The sequence below is a fragment of the Steroidobacter sp. genome (assembly GCF_036402275.1).
Lineage (GTDB): Bacteria > Pseudomonadota > Gammaproteobacteria > Steroidobacterales > Steroidobacteraceae > Steroidobacter.
Genome location: NZ_DASWTF010000036.1, coordinates 756880 through 775994, shown reverse-complemented (window position 1 = coordinate 775994; position 19115 = coordinate 756880). Strand labels below are relative to the sequence as shown.

Here is a 19115-nt window from a genome sequence, read left to right as displayed (position 1 = left end):
CCTGCAAGGAAGCGGAAGTAGACGGTCTTTCTCAACTCGCGGGTAAGCGCAGCTCTGCGAGGTGCCTACATTTCTACGATGCCATCTGCCTGCAAGTCGAGTAGACGCTCGCGATCCCAGCGCAGCAGCGGCTCGAATTCCGAGTTCAGTTCGAGGTTGTCCTCGTGCCCGAACGCCATGATGGGCACGATAGCAGCGAGGTCTTCCTCCTCATTCAGCAATGGTTGCCGAGCTGCAAGCCTCATGACCACTCGCCCAATCCTCCACGTGGAGGACTCTTGGCCTTCCGCAGTCGGTGAAGCAGGCTGCCAACGGCCATTCCAAAATCCATCGGGCCGCCGTCCCAGCGTGTGACGGCGGTGCGGGCGTCGATGACGATTTCTTTTTGTTCGTGTTGCCGTGGGAGCTCGCGCCAGTCGCCGATCGGCTGATTGTGGCCGGGCGCTACACTGTCGAAGCTCTCGCCGTCGGGTCGTAGAAAACGAACTGCACCGTCGTCCAAGGTTTGCACAATGACTTTGCCCTCGTGGACGGCGCGGTGATGGAAGCGACACAACGTTACGAGGTTGGATAGCTTGGTTTCGCCGCCGTGTGCCCAGTGAGTCACATGGTGCGCATCTGTATAGCGGGTGTTGCAGCAGCCCGGGAAGCGACAGCCTTTGTCACGCGAGCGAAGTGCGCGTTGTAGGGCAGGTGGGATGCTTCGCGTCTTGCGGCCGACGCTGAGCGGTTCGCCGTTTTCGTCTTCAACGATGCCGACCACGCTCGCGTCACACGCGAGCCGTCGCGCGGTTTCTGCGGCGATGTGCGTGCCGTGCTCGATCTCGCAGCGACCCGCGCAGCCGGTTTGCAACGTTTCCAGGTCGACGTGCACGACGATCTGATGTTTGTCGCCGCCGCTTAACGTCGCCGCGCCGTTCTGGAGGAAGCTCTCGGCGAGCAGTTCGAGGGCGTCCGCGCGCTTGGTTCGCGTTGGCAGGAATTTTACATTCGGCGTTCCAGCTGGAGTGTCCGACTCCACGGCTTCTGGCTCGGTACGCCAGAGGTCGTCGACGGCTTGGTCGATGGCCTTCATGAACAGTGCGCCTGACTGCGCTGGCAAGCGAGCTTTGATGACTACCGAGCCATCGTGATCGTAGAAGTACTGCAGCATCCGATCTTTCTGCTGCCGAGCTTCTCGCGTCAGCTCTTCCGATTCCTTGGCGTTACGGTAGTAGCGAACCAGTCGCTCCACGTGATGTGCCGTACCGTGGATGGCGATCATCAATAAGTAGTCTTCTGTGGCGGGGCAGGCGACGCGCGTGAGTTCTCGCACCTTCGAATAACTGATCTCGCCGCGCTCCATCGCCGCGGAGATCTTCGGCAGGTTCTCCAGTGCTCGCGCCGTCCTGACTTTCTCACGCGCCGCGCAGAAACTGATGCCGCATCGCCAGTTCAGCCAATGCGCGCAGGATTGGGTGGATCCGTCCGACCAACCGCCGCGTCGATCGAACTCGGCGATCAGAGTTAGGAAACGATACATGGCGGCGTTGATATGGCCCGCGAGTTTCGTGATCTCGTCGCCGATTGCGCGCGTTTCGTCGATGCGCGCGGCGCGTGCGCGATAATCGTCAGCAAGTGATGTTTCCATTGGTCACCCATCGGAACACGGCTCATGCTGAGGAGGAGGCTATCGCAATCCTGAGCGACTGTATATAAGATCAGTACGTATGCGACGGGCTGGAATTTAACAGTAGACACTCCAGCTGGAGGATTTAGTCGATCGCGCGTGGGCAACTGATTCGCGCGCGTTCCATTACAATCGCGCGACGGAATTCTTAGTGTGAACTGTGAGTGCGATAGGCGGTCGTCAGGCGGAATGAGGAGGATGTGTGGCGTTCGATGAAGGTCTCGCCGGAAGAATTCGCGACGTCCTTGGTAAGCTTCCTCACATCACCGAACGACGCATGTTCGGCGGCATCGCGTTCTTGGCGGACGGGCACATGTTTGTCGGCATCCTCGGCGACGTGCTCATGGCTCGCGTCGGCCCCGAGAACTACGCCGCGGCGCTGAAGCGCAAGCACGTCCGCGAGATGGACTTCACGGGCAAGCCGATGAAAGGTTACGTGTACGTCAATCCGGCGGGGATCGCGGGTGATGAGGAACTAGAAGAGTGGGTGCTGCAATGTCGTGCGTTCGTGAAGACGTTGCCGCCGAAGGATTTGAAAGAGCCTGTGCCGAAGCTTAAAAAGGCCAGGACCAGTACGACGCCGAGCAAGTCGCGCCGATGAGCCGGGCCGCGCCGCTTTGGATTTAACAGTAGACACTCCAGCGGGAGTGCGAGACGCGTTTGTCAGGTCAGTTAGTGCGCTCGCGCCATGCAACACTGCTTATATTTCTTTCCGCTGCCGCATGGGCAGGGCTCGTTGCGACCGATCTTCGGTTCGTCACGTACGAAGGGCTGGGTCGGCATCGCCGACTGCGCGCGCATTGGGGCGAAGTAGTCGTATATCTCTACGATGCCAGTGACCATCAATTCCAGTAGATCCTCGCGATCCTGACGCAGCAGCGGCTCGAATTTCGACCTCAGATCGGGATTGTCCTCATGCGCGAGCGCCATCATCGGGACGACAGCGTCGGCGTGATCTTCGTCTTCCAGCAGCGGCTGCCAGCTTTCGGCTCGTATGGCTACTCCGTCCATGAATCCCTTCGCCCAGTCGTTACCGCGTGGGTCGCCATTTTCATCATCAAAGATGAGAGGCAAGTACTCGTCGCCCTCGTTGAGTGCGCGGGCGATCGTGTTCCAATGTCGCATCGCCAGTTCCATGATCTTGCCCATTTGCTCCGCCGTATCGAACGCAGTCTCTTCCGCCTCAATACCCAGGACATACAGCCAGTACTCGCTCGGCATGACAAGCTCGGGCCCAACGATCAGTGCGCAGAAGAATCCGTCCATTCGTTCGATGTTCATCGCCTCCGGACTCGGGAGGGCGTCGAGGAAGTCGGCGAGATCGTCGATCTCGGCGTAGGAGAGTGGGGTGAAGGGGGAGGTCATGGGGGCGAGTGTACGGCATCGGGAGGCGGACGTGAGAATGCGCGCGCAAACTCGCGCACGCGGACGGCGCGCTATTCCAATGCTGGCTCGCCGCGGTGAGTTGCGCGTGTATCGCCGCGCGCTCGTCGCAAGCAATGGTCCGACACGACTGATCGATTTTCCAGCACCAACAGGCTGGCGATGAATGTTTCCTTTGGACAACTCGACCTCACTGAGTAAGATGGTCGCGGGCATCGCCCACGAGGTCTTCGTATGGGGGCCGCTCCAAAGGCTCAGACACTGTCTGGGCCTTTGTTGTTTCTACGCTTCGCGCGGGCCTCGGCGGATGAGTGTGCAACAGTCGTATGTCGTCCTGCTTCGATCTCTTGGTCGAAGATGATCGCGTCGGTCACGAATGGATTTGTAGATGAGAAACAATCGCTTTCCGCGGAAACGCAGCGGTAGGCAGTAATGCTCGACTGGAATTTTACAGTACGCACTCCAGCTGGAGTGCGAGCGAATAAATGATGCATTCATTCGCTCGCGTTTGATGGTGGTAATCAGGTTCGACGAGGACGATCGTGATGTCGCGGTTAGTGACGTGGCTGTTTGCTCGTCTTCTGACACTCATGCGCAGGCAAAAGAATTTGAGCAATTCTTGGCTTGATGAGTCGTATCTTCTAGACAGTTCGATGTTGCTGAGTAAGATGGGCGTTGGGCATAGCCCACGAGGTCTTCGTAAGGGGTCCGCCGCAAAGGCTCAGACATTGTCTGGGCCTTTGCTGTTTCTGGGCTTCGCGCTCGACGCGCGAGTACAAAGACGCGGTGCGGGAGAACATGATGGATGGATCCATGGCCAAAACGATGTACTGCTGGCGTTGCAAGATGGATGTTCCGATGCTCGACGACGAGGAGTGGTCGCGTGTCCGTGCGCTGCTTGCGCCCATGCAAACGATCAAAGATGTGCGAGAGCGGCACGGAGTGCCGCTGGGCGATGCGTTGAAATTGGCATCCTGGGAAGCTCTTCATCTTTACCGAGAGATCACCAGATTCTCGGAAACCAATCCGAACGCCCTGTGGCATCACCAGATCGCGATTTACGGCGCGCCGTGCACCGCCTGTGGGAAGCCTCTGCGCACGCCGCGCGCTAAACGTTGCTTCGAATGCGGCGAGCCGCGCGCGGAGCGTGCGTGAGTTCGCCGCTTGGGTGCGCGCGGAGGCCGGAATTTAACAGTGCGCACTCCAGCTGGAGTGCGAGCGGATGAAAAGGGAGTCCATCCGCTCGCGGTGATCGTGATGTCAGGTGTCCGCGGGGACGATGGTGATGCAGCGGTCGGTGACCTGGATATTTACTCGTTTGCCGACGCCGAAGCCGGCCTTGTCGAGCCAGTATCCTCGGAGGCGATGAAAGGGACGGGCCGTGGTAGGGGCCAGTGACGCATGTGGACGTCATAACGGCTGGAGCTAACTTTTAACTGACGGCCGGCCGGAGGCGAGAACGTACGCGACATATGGTCTCCTGTGAGAAGAGACCGCTGGCTGTCGGGAGCGGTGAGCCGCTTCGAGTAAGGGTGTTTTGAGCACCACTTGCGTAACTTATCGAGGCCGCGGGGACTGGTCAACCTAATACGAGAGATCTTCGTATGGTGACCCATGTCCGGTTGAGCGGTGCAAAGGTACGCTGATTCGAAAACATACGACCGGTCATGAGCCGATGCGCATCTCCTCTATTAACTTCACTTCACTCAATGCATAGAATTGAGATGGATCAGAAAAATAGATATGCAATGCACCAATCATCAGGTGTGAACTGCTCGAAAGAAGCAGCTTCAGCATTGTCGCAGTCTTCGTCGTTACAATGATTTGGGGCTCTGAGGGATTGTGAGAGGTGCCCATGGTTTCAATACCCGCAAAGGCTGCTGATCGCATTCGCGACAGCCTCAAACGTTTCCAGCCAATCATCGCGGCCGCGAGGGCTCGAGATGTCAACGAATCCGACACTGTCGTCATAGTCACCGACCTGCTGCAGTATGTCTTCGGGTACGACAAGTACTCGGAAATCACGTCGGAGCACATGATTCGTGGCACCTTCTGCGATCTTGCTGTAAAGATTGGTGGCAGCCTCGCTTTCCTGTTGGAGGTCAAAGCAATCGGCTCCGACTTGAAGGATCAGCATGTCAAGCAAGCGATCGACTATGCGGCCAATCAAGGCATCGAATGGGTCGGATTAACCAACGGTATCGTTTGGCGGGTCTACAAAGTGGGTTTTAACAAACCGATCGATTTCGAAGTCGTCGTCGAGTTCGATCTGCTGACAACCAGCCATCGCGATACCGACGCTATGGAGATGCTCGCGCTGCTGGCTAAAGAAGGCTGGCAAAAAGCCCACATCGGCGAATATCACTCGCACAAGCAAGCGCTCAGCAAATACACGTTGAGCGCAATCATGCTCTCGGACCCTGTCCTCAAAGTCGTGCGCCGCCAGCTTCGACTTACGTCGCCTGGCCTAAAAACGGACCTCGATCAGATCAAGTCCGTCATTCAAACTGAGGTCATCAAGCGCGAAATACTGGAGGGTGAGCGGGCGGCTACGGCGCAAAAGCAGGTCAAGCGAGCGACCAGGAAGGCGCAGAGAGAAAAGGAAACGGAGGCCGCTCCCGAAGCAATCGATTCTGCAGTGCCAGTGACCGCCGTGGCCGCTACGTCTGCGTGATCACGGAGTGGTAGTGCACGACGAGGATGACGAAGCGATATGCGCATGCACAGTTCGTGTTGATACCCCATAGAATCTCAATGTGCGGGTAATTGCCGTGTCAGCAAAGTACTCGGTCACGAGCGTGCTCCAGTTGGCAATGTCAGCGAGCTTTCCAAAGAACGTGGGCGAGTCAATTCGCTACCAATCGGTTCTTCCCACAGACCTAGATGTAACAATTGGCGGAAACGTAGTGCAGATGCGACGCTACGTAGGCCCAATCGAATTCCCTCCTGGCAGAGATCCCAGAGCACTTACTGTATTCGTCACCGCTGGTTCGACGTCCGAGGCGGCGGAAACGGCGCTAGATGCGACCGAGTGGGTGATCGACTACTTGGCATTTTCCTTTGCTTGTCACATACCAATTATTACTCAGCAGATCGAAGTGATTGGCGGCCGGGAAGTCAGCGTTGGCGAGCCAATGGACATTCCCAAGTTTCGCAAGACAGCTGTGGGCTTGCACGCAACGTGGCAGTGTCCTTTCGCCCTGATCGATCGTCCCGAAGCGTTCTGCGAGAATCGGCGGGCTGCGCTTCGGTGGTATCACAAGGGAATGGAGACTGCGTATGACATAGATCGATTCATTTTTTTTTGGATCTCACTTGAGATATTGGCAAAGGCCGCTAGGCCTGAGCTTGTGCCGGTGCCTTTCCGGCATACATGCGGCTATGAGATTCATGAATGCCCCGGATGTGGTGAGGCATTGGCGAGGACTCCAACCGGCGAGGCGGCAGTAGTTGCTAGCTTTATGAGTCAGCTTGGCGTGGCCGATGGGGAGATCAAAGTAATCCGAGAGTTTCGCCAAGTCGTTCATGGGAAGGGGAGGCTCACACTAGCCGGTACGCGCGATGTTGAGAGATACAACGAGGTGCTTCGTCGTTCGGTTAATTTAGCCCTCAAGCGAGCGCTCGGCATCCCAGATACATCTCCACCCCTGCTCAAAGCCTCACTATTTAGTCGAAATAGTGTTCTGAACTACTCCCGGGTGGCCGATGACGAATCGGCATCAAAGTCGCCACGCGACGAAGCGAGTCAGTAGCCTCGTGGCGTGTGGGGGCACCGGCACGGAGTCACCATCCCCGCTTGCCATCCCCACCCCCATCCCCTTAAACTCCGCGGCCCCTGCCAAGCGTCTCCTCCTGGACACAGGTGTCGAGGCTGAGGACGGGGGTTGTAGGTAGCGCTTCCGGGCATATATAAGGTGTCCGGGTACGAAAGGGCCCGATTCGAAGGGCCTTTTTCGCTTCTGAAGGCAGCCAGGAACGGGGCCCGGGGCGAAACCTAGACGAAGAATTCGGGGAGTTGGGCGCCTCCAAGGCCGCCTGGCAGGAAGGGACGGAGAGTGAGAATGGGCCTTGGGGCCCATTTTTCGTTTCGGCGACGGTAAAAACCGGCCCGGCGGAGCTCTTCCGGCGCCGCTAAACAGCACAGCGCCGGAGCAGGGCCAGCCGAAGGGACGGTTGGAGCCCCACAGTCAAACCGGAGGTGACCGATGCTGCGAGATCAGCTGGGCGAGCTGCTCGGTCCGGTCGTGCACGGTCTGGGTTACGAGCTGTGGGAAATCGAGTACGCGCCGCGCGCCGGCGGCGGGCTGCTTCGGCTGTATATCGACAGCCCGGACGGCATTTCTCTGGACGATTGCGAGCGGGTGAGTCGGGCCGTCAGCGCCGTGCTGGACGAGGCCGATCCCATTCCCAACGAGTACACCCTGGAGGTGTCCTCGCCGGGGCTGGATCGGGTGCTCCGGACTCAGGCCCATTTCGCGCGTTTCGCCGGTGAGCGGGTCAAGGTCGAGATGATCCAGCAGATCAACGGCCGGAAGCGATTCCAGGGGCGGTTGAAACAGGTAGGGGAGAGCGAGATTACGCTCGAGATGGACGGCGGCGAGGTGAGCTTGCCGATCGAGGACATTCACCGGGCGCGGTTGGTCCCGGATGTGTAGGCGCGACGGGAGTCGCGGAAGGCGTATAGCGGAGTTCGCACGATGAACAAAGAGATTCTGATGGTTGTGGATGCCGTCTCCAACGAGAAGGGCGTCGACAAGGAAATCATCTTCGAGGCGCTCGAAGCTGCGCTCGCGTCCGCGACTCGTAAACGTCACGGCGAAGGAATCGACGTGCGCGTCTCCATCAACCGCAAGAGCGGCGACTACGACACGTGGCGCCGTTGGAAGGTGTTCGCCGACGACTCCACCGAGCTGGAATTCCCGGACAGCGAGCTGCGCCTGGAAGACGCCAAGGATATTTCCGAAGACGCCGAAGTCGGCGGTTACGTCGAAGTGCCGATGGAGTCGGTTGCGTTCGGTCGTATCGCCGCGCAGACCGCCAAGCAGGTCATCGTGCAGAAAGTGCGCGAGGCCGAGCGTGCGCAGGTCGTCGATGAGTTCAAGGCGCGCCAGGGCACGCTGGTGTCCGGCATCGTGAAGCGCGTCGATCGTAACGGCGTGTTCGTGGACCTGGGCGGCAACGCCGAAGGTTTTATCGCGCGCGACCAGATGATTCCTCGCGAGCCGATCCGCTCGCAGGATCGCGTGAAGGCTTATCTGGCGGACGTGCGCACCGAGCAGCGCGGTCCCCAGTTGTTTCTGAGCCGCACGGCTCCAGAATTCCTGATCGAACTGTTCAAGCTCGAAGTGCCGGAAGTCGGCCAAGGCCTGATTCAGATCCTGGGCGCCGCTCGCGATCCGGGCGTTCGCGCCAAGATCGCGGTGAAGAGCAACGACAGCCGCATCGATCCGGTCGGTGCGTGCGTGGGTATGCGTGGCTCGCGCGTGCAGGCGGTTTCGAACGAGATCGCCGGCGAACGCGTCGACATCATTCCTTATGACGAGAACCCGGCGCAGTTCGTGATCAACGCCATGGCGCCGGCGGAAGTGGTGTCCATTGTCGTCGACGAGGACTCGCATTCCATGGATATCGCGGTGACGGAGGAGAAGCTGTCGCAGGCCATCGGCCGTGGCGGCCAGAACATCCGTCTGGCCAGCGAGCTGACCGGCTGGGAATTGAACGTGATGACGCAGCAGGCCGCCGAAGCCAAGAGCGAAGGCGAGTCGCAGAAGCTCATCGACCTGTTCAAGCAGCAGCTGGACGTGGACGAGGACGTGGCGCAGATCCTGGTGCAGGAAGGTTTCTCGACCATCGAAGAAATCGCCTATGTGCCGGCCTCCGAGCTGGCCAACATCGAGGAGTTCGATGAAGAGATCATCAAGGAGCTGCGGAACCGCGCCCGCGACGTGCTGCTGACGCAGGCGATCGCGAGCGAGGAAGAAATCGACAGTGCCGAGCCTGCAGCGGATCTGCTGGAGGTGGACGGCATGGACGACGACCTGGCGCGGAAGCTCGCCAGCAGAGGCATCGTGACGCGTGAGGATCTCGCCGAGCAGGCGATCGATGACCTGACGGAGATCGAAGGCGTAGATAACGAGCGCGCGGGCGCGCTCATCATGGCGGCGCGTAAGCACTGGTTCGACTCAGCGGGGCAACAGGCTTGAGCGGGGTCGAACTGAGTAGCGGGTCGGGAGGGCGTATATGGCGGATGTGACGGTTAGCCAATTTGCCGAGGTACTGAAAGTACCCGTCGAGCGGCTGCTGACGCAGCTCGATGAAGCCGGGATTCAAGTCTCCGGCGCGAATGACACGATCAGCGACGACGCCAAGATGGAGCTCTTGACGTTCTTGCGCCGTGCGCACGGCAGCAAGCAGAGCACGACTGCGCCCAGCAAAATCACGCTGAAGCGCAAATCCCAGGGCGAAATCAAAGTCGCCTCGGCGCAGGGCCGTGCGCGCATGGTCAACGTCGAAGTTCGCAGCAAGAAAACGTATCTGAATCGCAGCGTGCTCGAAGAGCAGGCTCAGGCGCGCGGTCCGGCGACGCCTCATGACGACGCGGCCGATCGTGCGGCGGCCGAGGAAGCAGCCGCACGTCTCGCGGCTCAAAACGCTGCCGCCGCTGCTCAGAAGGCAGCAGCCGACGCGGAACAGGCCGCTCAAGCAGCGGCCGCTGCGGCTCAGGCCGCGGCTCAGAATGAAGCGCAGACCGAAGCTCAGCGCGCCGCTCAAGCTGCTGCTGAAGCTGCGGCCGAAGCGGCACGCCAGGAAGCCGCTCGTCTGCAGAAAGAGCAGGCTGAAGCGGAAGCGCGTGAGTTCGCTGCTCGCGAGCAGAAGAGGCTCGAGGACGAAATTCGTCGCATGGCCGACGCGGAAACGCGTCAATCGGCCGAAGACGAGACTCGCCGCATGGCCGAAGCCGCTGCGCGCGCCGAAGCTGAGCGCAAACAGCAGGAAGCGGCTGCGGCTGCGCCAGCTCGCACACAGGAGCGCGGCGGCAAGCGCGGCCCCGCCGGCGGCGGCGATGGTCGTCCGCAACGCACCGAGCTGCACATGTCGAGCGACGCCAGTGCGCGTTTCAAGAAAAAGAAACAGCAGGCGGCGACCACTGCCAGGACGCGCGGGCGTTCGGCGCAGATCAACGTCGGCACTCAGCATGGCTTCGAACGCCCGGCCGCTCCGGTCAAGCGCGACGTGCAGATCGGCGAGACGATCACCGTCGGCGAGCTGGCGCAGCGCATGGCCGTGAAGGCCAACGAAGTCATCAAGGTGATGATGAACATGGGCGTGATGGCCACCATCAACCAGCCCATCGATCAGGACACCGCGGTGCTGGTGGTGGAAGAGCTGGGTCACACGGCCATCATTCACAAAGAGAGCGCCATCGAGGACGAGTTGCAGGCCACCGACGCCTCGCACGAGCTCGAAGCGCGTCCGCCGGTCGTCACCATCATGGGTCACGTCGACCATGGTAAGACCTCGCTGCTCGACTACATCCGTCGCACCAAGGTGGCGGCGGGCGAAGCGGGCGGCATCACGCAGCACATCGGTGCGTATCACGTCGAGACGCCGAAGGGCATCATCACGTTCCTGGATACGCCCGGTCACGCGGCGTTCACCGCGATGCGTGCTCGTGGCGCGCAGGTGACGGACATCGTGGTGCTGGTCGTGGCCGCGGATGACAGCGTCATGCCGCAGACGATCGAAGCGATTCAGCATGCCAAGGCGGCTGAAGTGCCCATCGTGGTCGCGATCACCAAGGTCGATAAGCACGAGGCCGATCCGGAGAAGGTGAAGAACGATCTCTCCCGGCACGACGTGCTGCCCGAAGCGTGGGGCGGCGACACGATGTTTGTAAACGTGTCGGCGCACACTGGCCAGGGCGTCGACGAGCTGCTCGACACCATTCTGTTGCAGGCGGACGTGCTGGAGTTGAAGGCGACGAAATCGGGCCTCGCGGCCGGTGTCGTGGTCGAGTCCAGCATGGAGAAGGGCCGCGGCGCTGTCGCCACCGTGCTGGTGAAGCGCGGCGTGCTGAAGCCGGGCGATCCGATCATCGCCGGCACCGAGTTCGGTCGCGTTCGCGCGATGTTCGATGAGACTGGTGCAGCTGTGACCGAAGCAGGTCCGTCGTTGCCGGTCGTGGTGCTCGGTCTGTCGGGCGCTCCGAATGCAGGCGACGAGCTGCTCGTGGTCGAGAGCGAACGCAAGGCTCGCGAAGTCGCGTTGTATCGTCAGGGCAAGTTCCGCGACACCAAGCTCGCGAAGCAGGGCCCGGCGAAGCTCGAGGACATGTTGTCGCAGATGGGCGATGGCAAGGTCGCGACCGTGCACGTCGTCATCAAGGCGGACGTGCAGGGTTCGGCCGAAGCATTGCGCGACTCGCTCACCAAGCTGTCCACCGACGAGGTGGCGGTCAAGGTCATCGGCAGCGGCGTCGGCGGCATCACCGAATCCGACATCACGATGGCTCAGGCGTCCAACGCCCGCGTCATCGGCTTCAACGTGCGCGCCGACAGCTCGGCTCGCGCGATGATCAAGGAAGCGGGTATCGACGTTCGTTACTACAGCATCATTTACGAAGCCATCGACGAGATGCGCGCGCTGTTGACGGGCATGCTGGCGCCGGAAGTGAAGGAGCAGATCGTGGGCCTCGCCGAGGTGCGCGAAGTGTTCCGCTCCAGCAAGTTCGGCACGGTGGCCGGTTGTATCGTGGCGGACGGTTACGTCCGTCGGAACAATCCCATCCGCGTGCTGCGTAATAACGTGGTGATCTTCGAGGGCGGCCTCGAATCGCTGCGTCGGTTCAAGGACGACGTCAATGAAGTTCGCGCCGGCACCGAGTGCGGTATCGGCGTGAAGAACTACAACGACGTGCAGGTGGGCGACCAGATCGAGTGCTTCTCGCGCGTCGAAGTGGCCCGTACGCTCGAAGCTTGATGACCACTTGAAATGGATAATTGAGGATTGATGGCGGCGAAGTCCTTTCCCCGCGCCAAGCGGGTCGGCCAGCAGATTCAACGCGCCTTGAGCGAGTTGATCCGACGGGAGCTGCGCGACCCGCGGCTCGGCATGATCACGTTGACCGACGTGCGCATGTCGCCCGACTTGAGCTACGCGAAGGTCTACTACTCGGTGCTGGGCGCCGATCCGAATCTCGCCCAGCAGATCCTCACGCAGGCCGCGGACATTCTCCGCGGCCCGCTGGGTCGCGCGCTCGGCATCCGGCACAGCCCGGAGCTGCGGTTCGTTCCCGACGAGCTGATCGAGAGCGGGGCGCGGTTGTCGGCGCTGATCAATCAGGCCGTGAAGGACGACGAAGCCCGTCACGTTGACGAAGAGCCGTCCGAGGACGCCGACCAGGCGGACAACGATGAGTCGGACGACGCGGACGACGACGCTCACTACGACTCGGACGAGGACGACGAGCCGTCCTCACCCAGGCGCTGACGGGGCGCTAACCCAAGGACTCTCGTGAAGCGCTTCCATCGTGAAGTCGACGGCATCCTGCTGCTCGACAAGGCTCTCGGCGTGTCTTCGAACGCCGCTCTCCAACAGGTGCGCGTGGTCTATGGCGCGCTAAAGGCTGGCCATGCGGGCAGCCTGGATCCGCTCGCCTCGGGCCTGTTGCCGGTGTGCTTCGGGCAGGCCACGAAGGTCTGCGGCCGTCTGCTGAACTCTGGGAAGACCTATCGGGTCCTGGTTCAGCTCGGCGAGCTGACGCCCTCGGGCGATGCTGAAACCGAAGTGATCGAACGCGCGCCCGTGCCGCCGCTGACGGCGGCAGGCGTGGACGCCGTGCTCGCCCAGTTCCTGGGCAATCAGCAGCAGATCCCGCCGATGCACTCCGCGCTGAAGTTCGAAGGCAAGCGGCTGTACGAACTGGCGCGCAAGGGCGAGTCTGTGGAGCGGCCGCCTCGGGACATCGTGATCCACAAGATCGCGCGGGTGAGCACGGAAGAGGGGCTCGCAGCCAACCAGCTGGAGTTCGACGTGTACTGCTCCAAGGGCACTTACATCCGCACCCTGGCCGCGGACGTGGCCGTGAAGCTCGGCACGCTGGGCTATGTCAAAGGGCTGAGACGGCTGTCAGTGGATCCTTTCGGCGACCTGCCCATGGTCACGCTGGAGACCCTCTCGGGCGAGACGCAGGAGCAACTGACGGGACGGCTGCTGTCCGTGGATACGGCGTTTGCCGACCTCCCACGCGTGGATCTGGACAACTCCGCCGTGCACAGTCTCCTGCTGGGCCGGACTGTCACCGGGGAAACGCCGGCGCCGATCGGCGAAGTGAGACTTTATGGCCTCGCCGGGCGTTTCCTGGGCCTGGGCGAAGGTCAGCCCGGCGGCCGGGTGAAACCCTCCCGGCTGTTCGTCTCGGTCCCGGACGGAACCGGCCGTAGCCGCCGCTGATGGGTGTAATTCTTGGTTTTACTTGAGATTCCGGGCCGCGCGGGTACAATGCGCGCCTCTCGAAAGGGCTGCCAGCAACAGCCCCCGATTCTTCACGCGGCGATTCGTACGCCGCACCTGAGGTAAAGCAGATGTCATTGTCGACCGACCAGAAGGGCGGAATCGTCGCCCAATACCGCCGCAATTCCAAAGACACCGGTTCGCCGGAAGTTCAGATCGCGCTCTTGTCCGCGCGCATCAACGGATTGGGCGAGCACTTCAGCGCTCACAAGCGCGATCACGCGTCCCGCCGCGGCCTGCTGAAGATGGTGAATCAGCGCCGCAAGCTGCTGGACTACCTCAAAGAGACTGCCCCCGAGCGTTACACCGCCGTCGTCAGCAGCCTCGGTCTGCGGCGCTAAGCCGCCTCGGCGCAGCCGGGAGATGATCATGGTGTCGAGCCGGTCGTCATCTCCCGCCGGCTCGCCACCCGAACGTACACGAACCGTGGCTCAAGTCCTCAGACTCGTCGTCATGCCGTTCCGTTCGCCGCCTCTAGTCTTCGATACAACTTCGTGTCTCGGCCAATTTGCGCCCTCGTGTTGCGCGATGAGCTGCTGAGCCATCCATTCAGTACGTGGGAACCATCGTGAGCGCTATTAAAAAATCCTTCGCCTTCGGTCAGCATCAAGTCACGTTGGAAACTGGAGAGATGGCCCGCCAGGCCGACGGCGCGGTCGTGGTCACGATGGGCGACACGGTGGTGCTGGTCACCGCGGTGGGTCGCAAGCAGGCCGATCCGAACAAGGATTTCTTCCCGCTGACCGTCAACTACGTCGAGAAGACCTACGCCGCGGGCCGCATCCCCGGTGGCTTCTTCAAACGTGAAGGCCGGCCGTCCGAAAAAGAAACATTGACCTCGCGCCTGATCGATCGTCCCATCCGTCCGCTGTTCCCCGAGCACTTCTTCAACGAGATCCAGGTGGTCGCGACCGTCGTCTCGCTGAACCCCGAAATCGACGCCGATATCCCGGCCATGCTCGGCGCCTCCGCGGCGCTGGCGCTGTCCGGCGTGCCGTTCATGGGCCCGATCGGCGCCGCCAAGGTCGGTTACATCGACGGCCAGTACGTGCTCAACCCGACCGCCAAGCAGCTCAAGACTTCCAAGCTCGACCTCGTGGTCGCCGGCACCGCCGAAGCCGTGCTGATGGTCGAGTCCGAAGCCGATCGTCTGCCGGAAGACGTGATGCTGGGCGCCGTGGTGTTCGGCCACGAGCAGATGCAGGTCGCGATCAAGGCGATCAACGAGCTCAAGGCCGAAGCCGGCAAGCCCGCTTGGGAGTGGGCGCCGCCGGTGGCCAACACCGCGCTGGAAGCCGCTGTGGCCGCCAATGCGAAGAGCGGCCTGACCGAGGCTTATCAGATCATCGACAAGCTGCAGCGTCGTAACCGCGTCCAGGAGATCAAGGCCGCCGCGCTCACGGCGCTGGCGACGGGCGAGGCTCCGCAGTTCCTCGCCGCCGATGTTTCCAAAGAATTCGCCAACCTCGAATACCGCATCGTGCGCGATCGCGTGATCACCGGTCAGCCGCGTATCGACGGCCGCGACATGAAGACGGTGCGTCCGATCACGATCAAGACGGGCGTGCTGCCGCGTACTCACGGCTCCGCTTTGTTTACTCGCGGCGAGACGCAGGCGCTCGTCACCACGACTCTCGGCACCGGCCGCGACGCGCAGATCATCGATGCGCTCACCGGCGAGCGCAAAGAGCCGTTCATGTTCCATTACAACTTCCCTCCGTTCAGCGTCGGCGAGACCGGCATGATGGGCTCGCCGAAGCGCCGCGAAATCGGCCACGGCAACCTGGCCCGTCGCGGCATCAACGCCGTGATGCCGGACATGACCACGTTCCCGTACGTCATTCGCGTGGTCTCGGAAATTCTCGAGTCGAACGGCTCGAGCTCCATGGCCAGCGTGTGCGGCTCCAGCCTCGCGCTGATGGACGCGGGCGTGCCGATCAAGGCTTCGGTCGCGGGCGTCGCGATGGGCCTGGTGAAGGAGGGCGACAAGTTCCAGGTGCTCACCGACATCCTCGGTGACGAAGATCACCTCGGCGACATGGACTTCAAGGTGGCCGGTACGCGCGACGGCGTGACCGCCCTGCAGATGGACATCAAGATCAACGGCATCACCAAGGAGATCATGCAGGTCGCCCTGGAACAGGCGAAGGCCGGCCGTCTGCACATCCTCGAGCAGATGGACAAGATCCTCCCCTCAGCCCGTCCGCAGATGTCGGAGTGGGCGCCTTCGATCATCACCATCAAGATCGATCCGGAGAAGATCCGCGAAGTCATCGGCAAGGGCGGTGCGGTCATTCGCGCCATCACCGAGGAGACCGGCACCACGATCGACATCGAGAACGACGGCACGGTCAAGATCGCCTCCGTGGACGGCGTGTCGGGCCGCGAGGCGCAGCGTCGTATCGAGCTGATCACGGCGGAAGTCGAAGTGGGTCGCGTCTACGAAGGCCGCGTGGCGCGTCTGATGGACTTCGGCGCGTTCGTCACCATCCTGCCGGGCAAGGACGGCCTGGTGCACATCTCGCAGATTTCCGACGAGCGCGTCGAGCGCGTCAGCGACAAGCTGAAGGAAGGCGACGTGGTGCGCGTGAAGGTGCTGGAAGTCGATCGTCAGGGCCGCGTGCGTTTGAGCATGCGCAATGTCGACGCTGCCTAACCTAAGTTAGTTCTCTCAGATCAAGCCGGATCGGACCGGGGGCAGTGGCCACTGCCTCCGGTCGAAATACTGGCTACTTTGCCGTTTAGCCGCGCGACTCCGTTTCCGTGTGCTCTGCGCGCTGGTCCTTGCGGGACGCCGAGGCGGCTCCGCTCATCACTCTGAAAATATCGTCCTGCACCGAGCGCCACCGCTCGAGATTCTGCTGCGTCAGCGTAGCAATGCTGTCGTAGGCATCGTTGCCGAATACGCCTCGCATCTGGTCCCGCATCTGCTGCTGTTGGCTCGACAGCAACTTCAGGCTCTGCTCCAGGTAGCTGCCCACCAGGCATTGCATGGCGCCACCGTAAGAGCGGATGACCTGCGATAGGAAATCCTGGCTCATCAGCGGTTCGCCGGCATGCTCCTGTTCGGCGATCACCTGCAGCAGGATCGAGCGGGTGATGTCTTCCTGAGATTTCTTGTCGATCACGACGAAGTCGATTTTCTCCATCACCAGTCGACGGATGTCGGCGAGGGTGATGTAACGGCTTTCGACCGTGTCATAGAGGCGGCGGTTGGGATATTTCTTTACTACCCTGGGTTGATTCTCTCGCGGTCCGTTGTCTCTTGATATGTTCTCCTGTTTGCTGTCGATCTTGGGCTCGCCCATCACTGCTCCCCGATGCAGTTCCGAGCTAGAAGCCAATCTTGTTTCTAGCGCATTCATGTTAGTCCATCCTCGCGCCCGGCCCGGATCGCTGCCTGACGCAGTCCGTTCAAACGTTGCGGTTGCCAGTGTTTTATTGCCCACTCCCACAACGTCGCCAATCCGGCGCGACGCAGTTCGGGAGACGGCGCTTGCTGCAGAAACTCCAGCGCCCGCCACAACTCGTACGTGGGGCGGGCAATGTCGATTGCTGCAGCGCCTGCCGACTTCGACAGTTTGATCCCATTAACATCTGTTGCTACCGGCAAATGTGCGTACACCGGTGACGACAGACTTAACATGCGTTGCAATATCACCTGTCGAGGCGTGCTGTGTAGCAGATCGGCGCCGCGCACGACCGCGGAAATCCCTTGAAAAGCATCGTCTATCACAACGGCGAGCTGATATGCATGCAGCCCGTCTCTGCGACGAATGACGAAGTCCCCAACCTCTGCTGACACGTCAACAGTGAAGCGTCCTTGCAGCAAATCTGTAACTGCGGTTTCCCCCAGGGGCACAAACAAACGGACAGCGGTCTTTCGTCCCGGTACGCGCGGACCCTCCCTACACCATCCTGGATAACGCAACTCGTCGGTATCAAATAAACGCGGTTCGGAAGATTGCGCGGCTTGCAGTTCACTGCGCGTACACGAGCATAGGAATGCTTGACCGTTATTTAACAGCTGTTGTGTCGCCGCCTCATAAGCTTCACGACGTGAACTCTGGCGCAAGATAGAACCAGTCCACTCGAAGCCGAGCGCATCGAGGGTGCGGATGATCAGATCGGCGCTGCCGGGCACTTCGCGGGGCGTGTCCAGGTCTTCGATTCGCAGCAGCCATTCGCCGCCTGCCTGCCGGGCCGACAGATAACTGCCGACGGCGGCGACCAGGGAGCCGAAATGCAAGGGGCCGGTCGGCGAGGGTGCGAACCGGCCCCGATAGGTTTTGCGTGGCCCGTCGAGCACGGGCGCGTCCGTCACGAGATCAGCGGTAGCGGTCGTCGCGATCGCCGTATTGTTTCTCGCGACGCTCGCGACGCTCCTGCGCTTCCACGCACAGCGTGGCGACCGGGCGGGCTTCGAGCCGCTTGATGCCGATCTCCTCGCCGGTCTCGACGCAGTAGCCGTAGCTGCCGTCCTCGATGCGCTTGATCGCTTCCTCGATCTTGCGGATCAGCTTGCGCTCGCGGTCGCGCGTGCGCAGCTCGAGGCTGAACTCGGATTCCTGGGTGGCGCGGTCGTTGGGATCGGGGAAGTTGGCGGCCTCGTCCTTCATGTGGAGCACGGTGCGATCCACTTCCTGCATCAGATCCCGTTTCCACGTGTTCAGGATCTGGCGGAAGTGTTCGAGCTGCTCCTTGTTCATGTACTGCTCGCCACGCCGCGGAATGTAGGGTTTTACATTCCGCGGACCGGCCAGCAGATTGACGCTGGAAAGGTCCTGGCCTTCGCTGTCCTCATTGTCGCCGGTGGCGTCAATGTCCTGGGATTGGGTCAATGGATGAGAAGTCACGGGTCTGGAATTCGTTGGCTTCGCGGAGGTTGCTAGGGCCGGCGCGGTGTCCGACGTTTCGTCGGCCGGGTGCGCCGGTGCGGCTGTGGGCTCCGGTTTCGGAGCCGGCTTGTGGGCCGGTTTGGCCGCCGCAGCGACGGCTGCCGGTTTGGCGGCAGGTCGTTCGGCTGGCTTCTCTACGGTGGACGGTGGCTGGGGTTTGTGAGACTCCAGGGTTTTCTCGGACTTGTCGGCTTTGGCGGTGGCGGGTGTCGGGCGGGGCGCCGGAGCGACAGCCGCTGGCTTGGGACGGGGCGCGGCGGCGGCAGGCAGTTTTTTGGCCGGCGCAGCCTTCCTGGCAGTGTCTTTAGCCGACTCTTTAGCTGCCTGGGTCTTCTTCACCACCGGTTGCTTGGCCTTCGTCGCTTTCGCCGACGGTTTTTTTGCGGCCATCTACTATGCCTCCGCGATTACCTCGCGCTGGAGCTCACCCCCGCCGGAGCGAGGCGTCAAGCCTAAACAACAGCTTGGACCAAACCCTTGAACAAATTCCCGACAATCGTTCGCCAAAGAGGGGCGCGATTATACAGACCGCGCCTGAAGCGTACAGAGTCCCGTCGATCGCCCCCGAATAGTCGAATCAGTGACCCGCTCAGCCTGCGTCAACGCGTCCACAGGCGAGAATGTTTCACATACACTACCGCCCGTTTTCATAC

General features: G+C 61.3%; 18 protein-coding genes. 11 read left to right on the top strand and 7 right to left on the bottom strand.

The features are described from left to right. Positions 1-65: 65 nt before the first annotated feature. Together VGD45_RS22965 and VGD45_RS22960 are read right to left on the bottom strand one after the other, a co-directional pair. A complete protein-coding gene (locus VGD45_RS22965; protein WP_331157690.1) occupies positions 66-245 on the bottom strand; it encodes a hypothetical protein in 180 nt (59 codons plus the stop codon). Then, positions 242-1630, bottom strand: a complete 1389-nt coding sequence (locus VGD45_RS22960; protein WP_331157689.1) for an HNH endonuclease signature motif containing protein — start codon at positions 1628-1630, stop codon at positions 242-244. Before VGD45_RS22960 ends, VGD45_RS22965 begins: the two co-directional genes overlap by 4 nt. A 241-nt stretch (positions 1631-1871) precedes the next feature. Here VGD45_RS22960 and VGD45_RS22955 point away from each other — a divergent pair, with 241 nt between their 5' ends. After that, positions 1872-2270, top strand: a complete 399-nt coding sequence (locus VGD45_RS22955; RefSeq protein ID WP_331157688.1) for a TfoX/Sxy family protein — start codon at positions 1872-1874, stop codon at positions 2268-2270. A gap of 71 nt (positions 2271-2341) precedes the next feature. Here VGD45_RS22955 and VGD45_RS22950 read toward each other — a convergent pair whose 3' ends face one another. Beyond that, on the bottom strand, positions 2342-3268 hold the full coding sequence (locus tag VGD45_RS22950) for a UPF0149 family protein (RefSeq protein ID WP_331157687.1): 927 nt from the start codon (positions 3266-3268) through the stop codon (positions 2342-2344). 597 nt (positions 3269-3865) lie between these two features. Here VGD45_RS22950 and VGD45_RS22945 point away from each other — a divergent pair. Further along, positions 3866-4207 (top strand): hypothetical protein, encoded by a 342-nt coding sequence (locus VGD45_RS22945; protein WP_331157686.1) that lies wholly within the window; start codon positions 3866-3868, stop codon positions 4205-4207. A gap of 105 nt (positions 4208-4312) precedes the next feature. Here VGD45_RS22945 and VGD45_RS34420 read toward each other — a convergent pair whose 3' ends face one another. Further along, the gene (locus VGD45_RS34420; RefSeq protein ID WP_414717599.1) at positions 4313-4447 is read right to left on the bottom strand and encodes a SymE family type I addiction module toxin; all 135 of its coding nucleotides are present in this window, start codon (positions 4445-4447) and stop codon (positions 4313-4315) included. Positions 4448-4907: 460 nt separating this feature from the next. Between VGD45_RS34420 and VGD45_RS22940 the strand changes: the two genes are divergently transcribed. The 9 genes from VGD45_RS22940 to pnp all read left to right on the top strand — a co-directional run bounded on the left by VGD45_RS22940 (position 4908) and on the right by pnp (position 16220). Continuing rightward, positions 4908-5726 carry a hypothetical protein gene (locus VGD45_RS22940; RefSeq protein ID WP_331157685.1) on the top strand — a complete coding sequence of 273 codons (819 nt, stop codon included), beginning with the start codon at positions 4908-4910 and terminating at the stop codon, positions 5724-5726. Positions 5727-5823: 97 nt separating this feature from the next. Beyond that, positions 5824-6804, top strand: a complete 981-nt coding sequence (locus VGD45_RS22935) for a hypothetical protein (protein WP_331157684.1) — start codon at positions 5824-5826, stop codon at positions 6802-6804. A 453-nt stretch (positions 6805-7257) separates the two neighbouring features. Further along, on the top strand, positions 7258-7707 hold the full coding sequence (gene rimP / locus VGD45_RS22930; protein WP_331157683.1) for a ribosome maturation factor RimP: 450 nt from the start codon (positions 7258-7260) through the stop codon (positions 7705-7707). 42 nt (positions 7708-7749) lie between these two features. Then, on the top strand, positions 7750-9255 hold the full coding sequence (nusA, locus tag VGD45_RS22925; protein ID WP_331157682.1) for a transcription termination factor NusA: 1506 nt from the start codon (positions 7750-7752) through the stop codon (positions 9253-9255). Between the two features lie 37 nt (positions 9256-9292). Then, on the top strand, positions 9293-12031 hold the full coding sequence (gene infB, locus VGD45_RS22920) for a translation initiation factor IF-2 (protein WP_331157681.1): 2739 nt from the start codon (positions 9293-9295) through the stop codon (positions 12029-12031). A 30-nt stretch (positions 12032-12061) separates the two neighbouring features. Then, positions 12062-12541 (top strand): 30S ribosome-binding factor RbfA, encoded by a 480-nt coding sequence (rbfA, locus tag VGD45_RS22915; RefSeq protein WP_331157680.1) that lies wholly within the window; start codon positions 12062-12064, stop codon positions 12539-12541. 24 nt (positions 12542-12565) lie between these two features. Then, positions 12566-13504: a tRNA pseudouridine(55) synthase TruB gene (gene truB / locus VGD45_RS22910; RefSeq protein WP_331157679.1), complete on the top strand. Its 939-nt coding sequence runs from the start codon at positions 12566-12568 to the stop codon at positions 13502-13504. A gap of 131 nt (positions 13505-13635) precedes the next feature. Then, on the top strand, positions 13636-13905 hold the full coding sequence (rpsO, locus tag VGD45_RS22905) for a 30S ribosomal protein S15 (protein ID WP_331157678.1): 270 nt from the start codon (positions 13636-13638) through the stop codon (positions 13903-13905). A gap of 227 nt (positions 13906-14132) precedes the next feature. Beyond that, complete coding sequence (gene pnp / locus VGD45_RS22900; RefSeq protein WP_349263318.1) at positions 14133-16220, top strand: polyribonucleotide nucleotidyltransferase; 2088 nt, start codon at positions 14133-14135, stop codon at positions 16218-16220. An 85-nt stretch (positions 16221-16305) separates the two neighbouring features. On the opposite strand, the gene phaR is transcribed toward pnp, so the two are convergent. From phaR to dksA, 3 genes are read right to left on the bottom strand one after another with little or no spacing between them, the layout of a single operon-like run. Further along, positions 16306-16872, bottom strand: coding sequence for a polyhydroxyalkanoate synthesis repressor PhaR (gene phaR, locus VGD45_RS22895; protein ID WP_331157676.1), 567 nt, complete (start codon positions 16870-16872; stop codon positions 16306-16308). A gap of 53 nt (positions 16873-16925) precedes the next feature. Beyond that, positions 16926-17888, bottom strand: a complete 963-nt coding sequence (gene gluQRS, locus VGD45_RS22890) for a tRNA glutamyl-Q(34) synthetase GluQRS (RefSeq protein ID WP_331157675.1) — start codon at positions 17886-17888, stop codon at positions 16926-16928. Between the two features lie 4 nt (positions 17889-17892). Beyond that, on the bottom strand, positions 17893-18852 hold the full coding sequence (gene dksA, locus VGD45_RS22885) for an RNA polymerase-binding protein DksA (RefSeq protein ID WP_331157674.1): 960 nt from the start codon (positions 18850-18852) through the stop codon (positions 17893-17895). Positions 18853-19115: the final 263 nt, after the last annotated feature.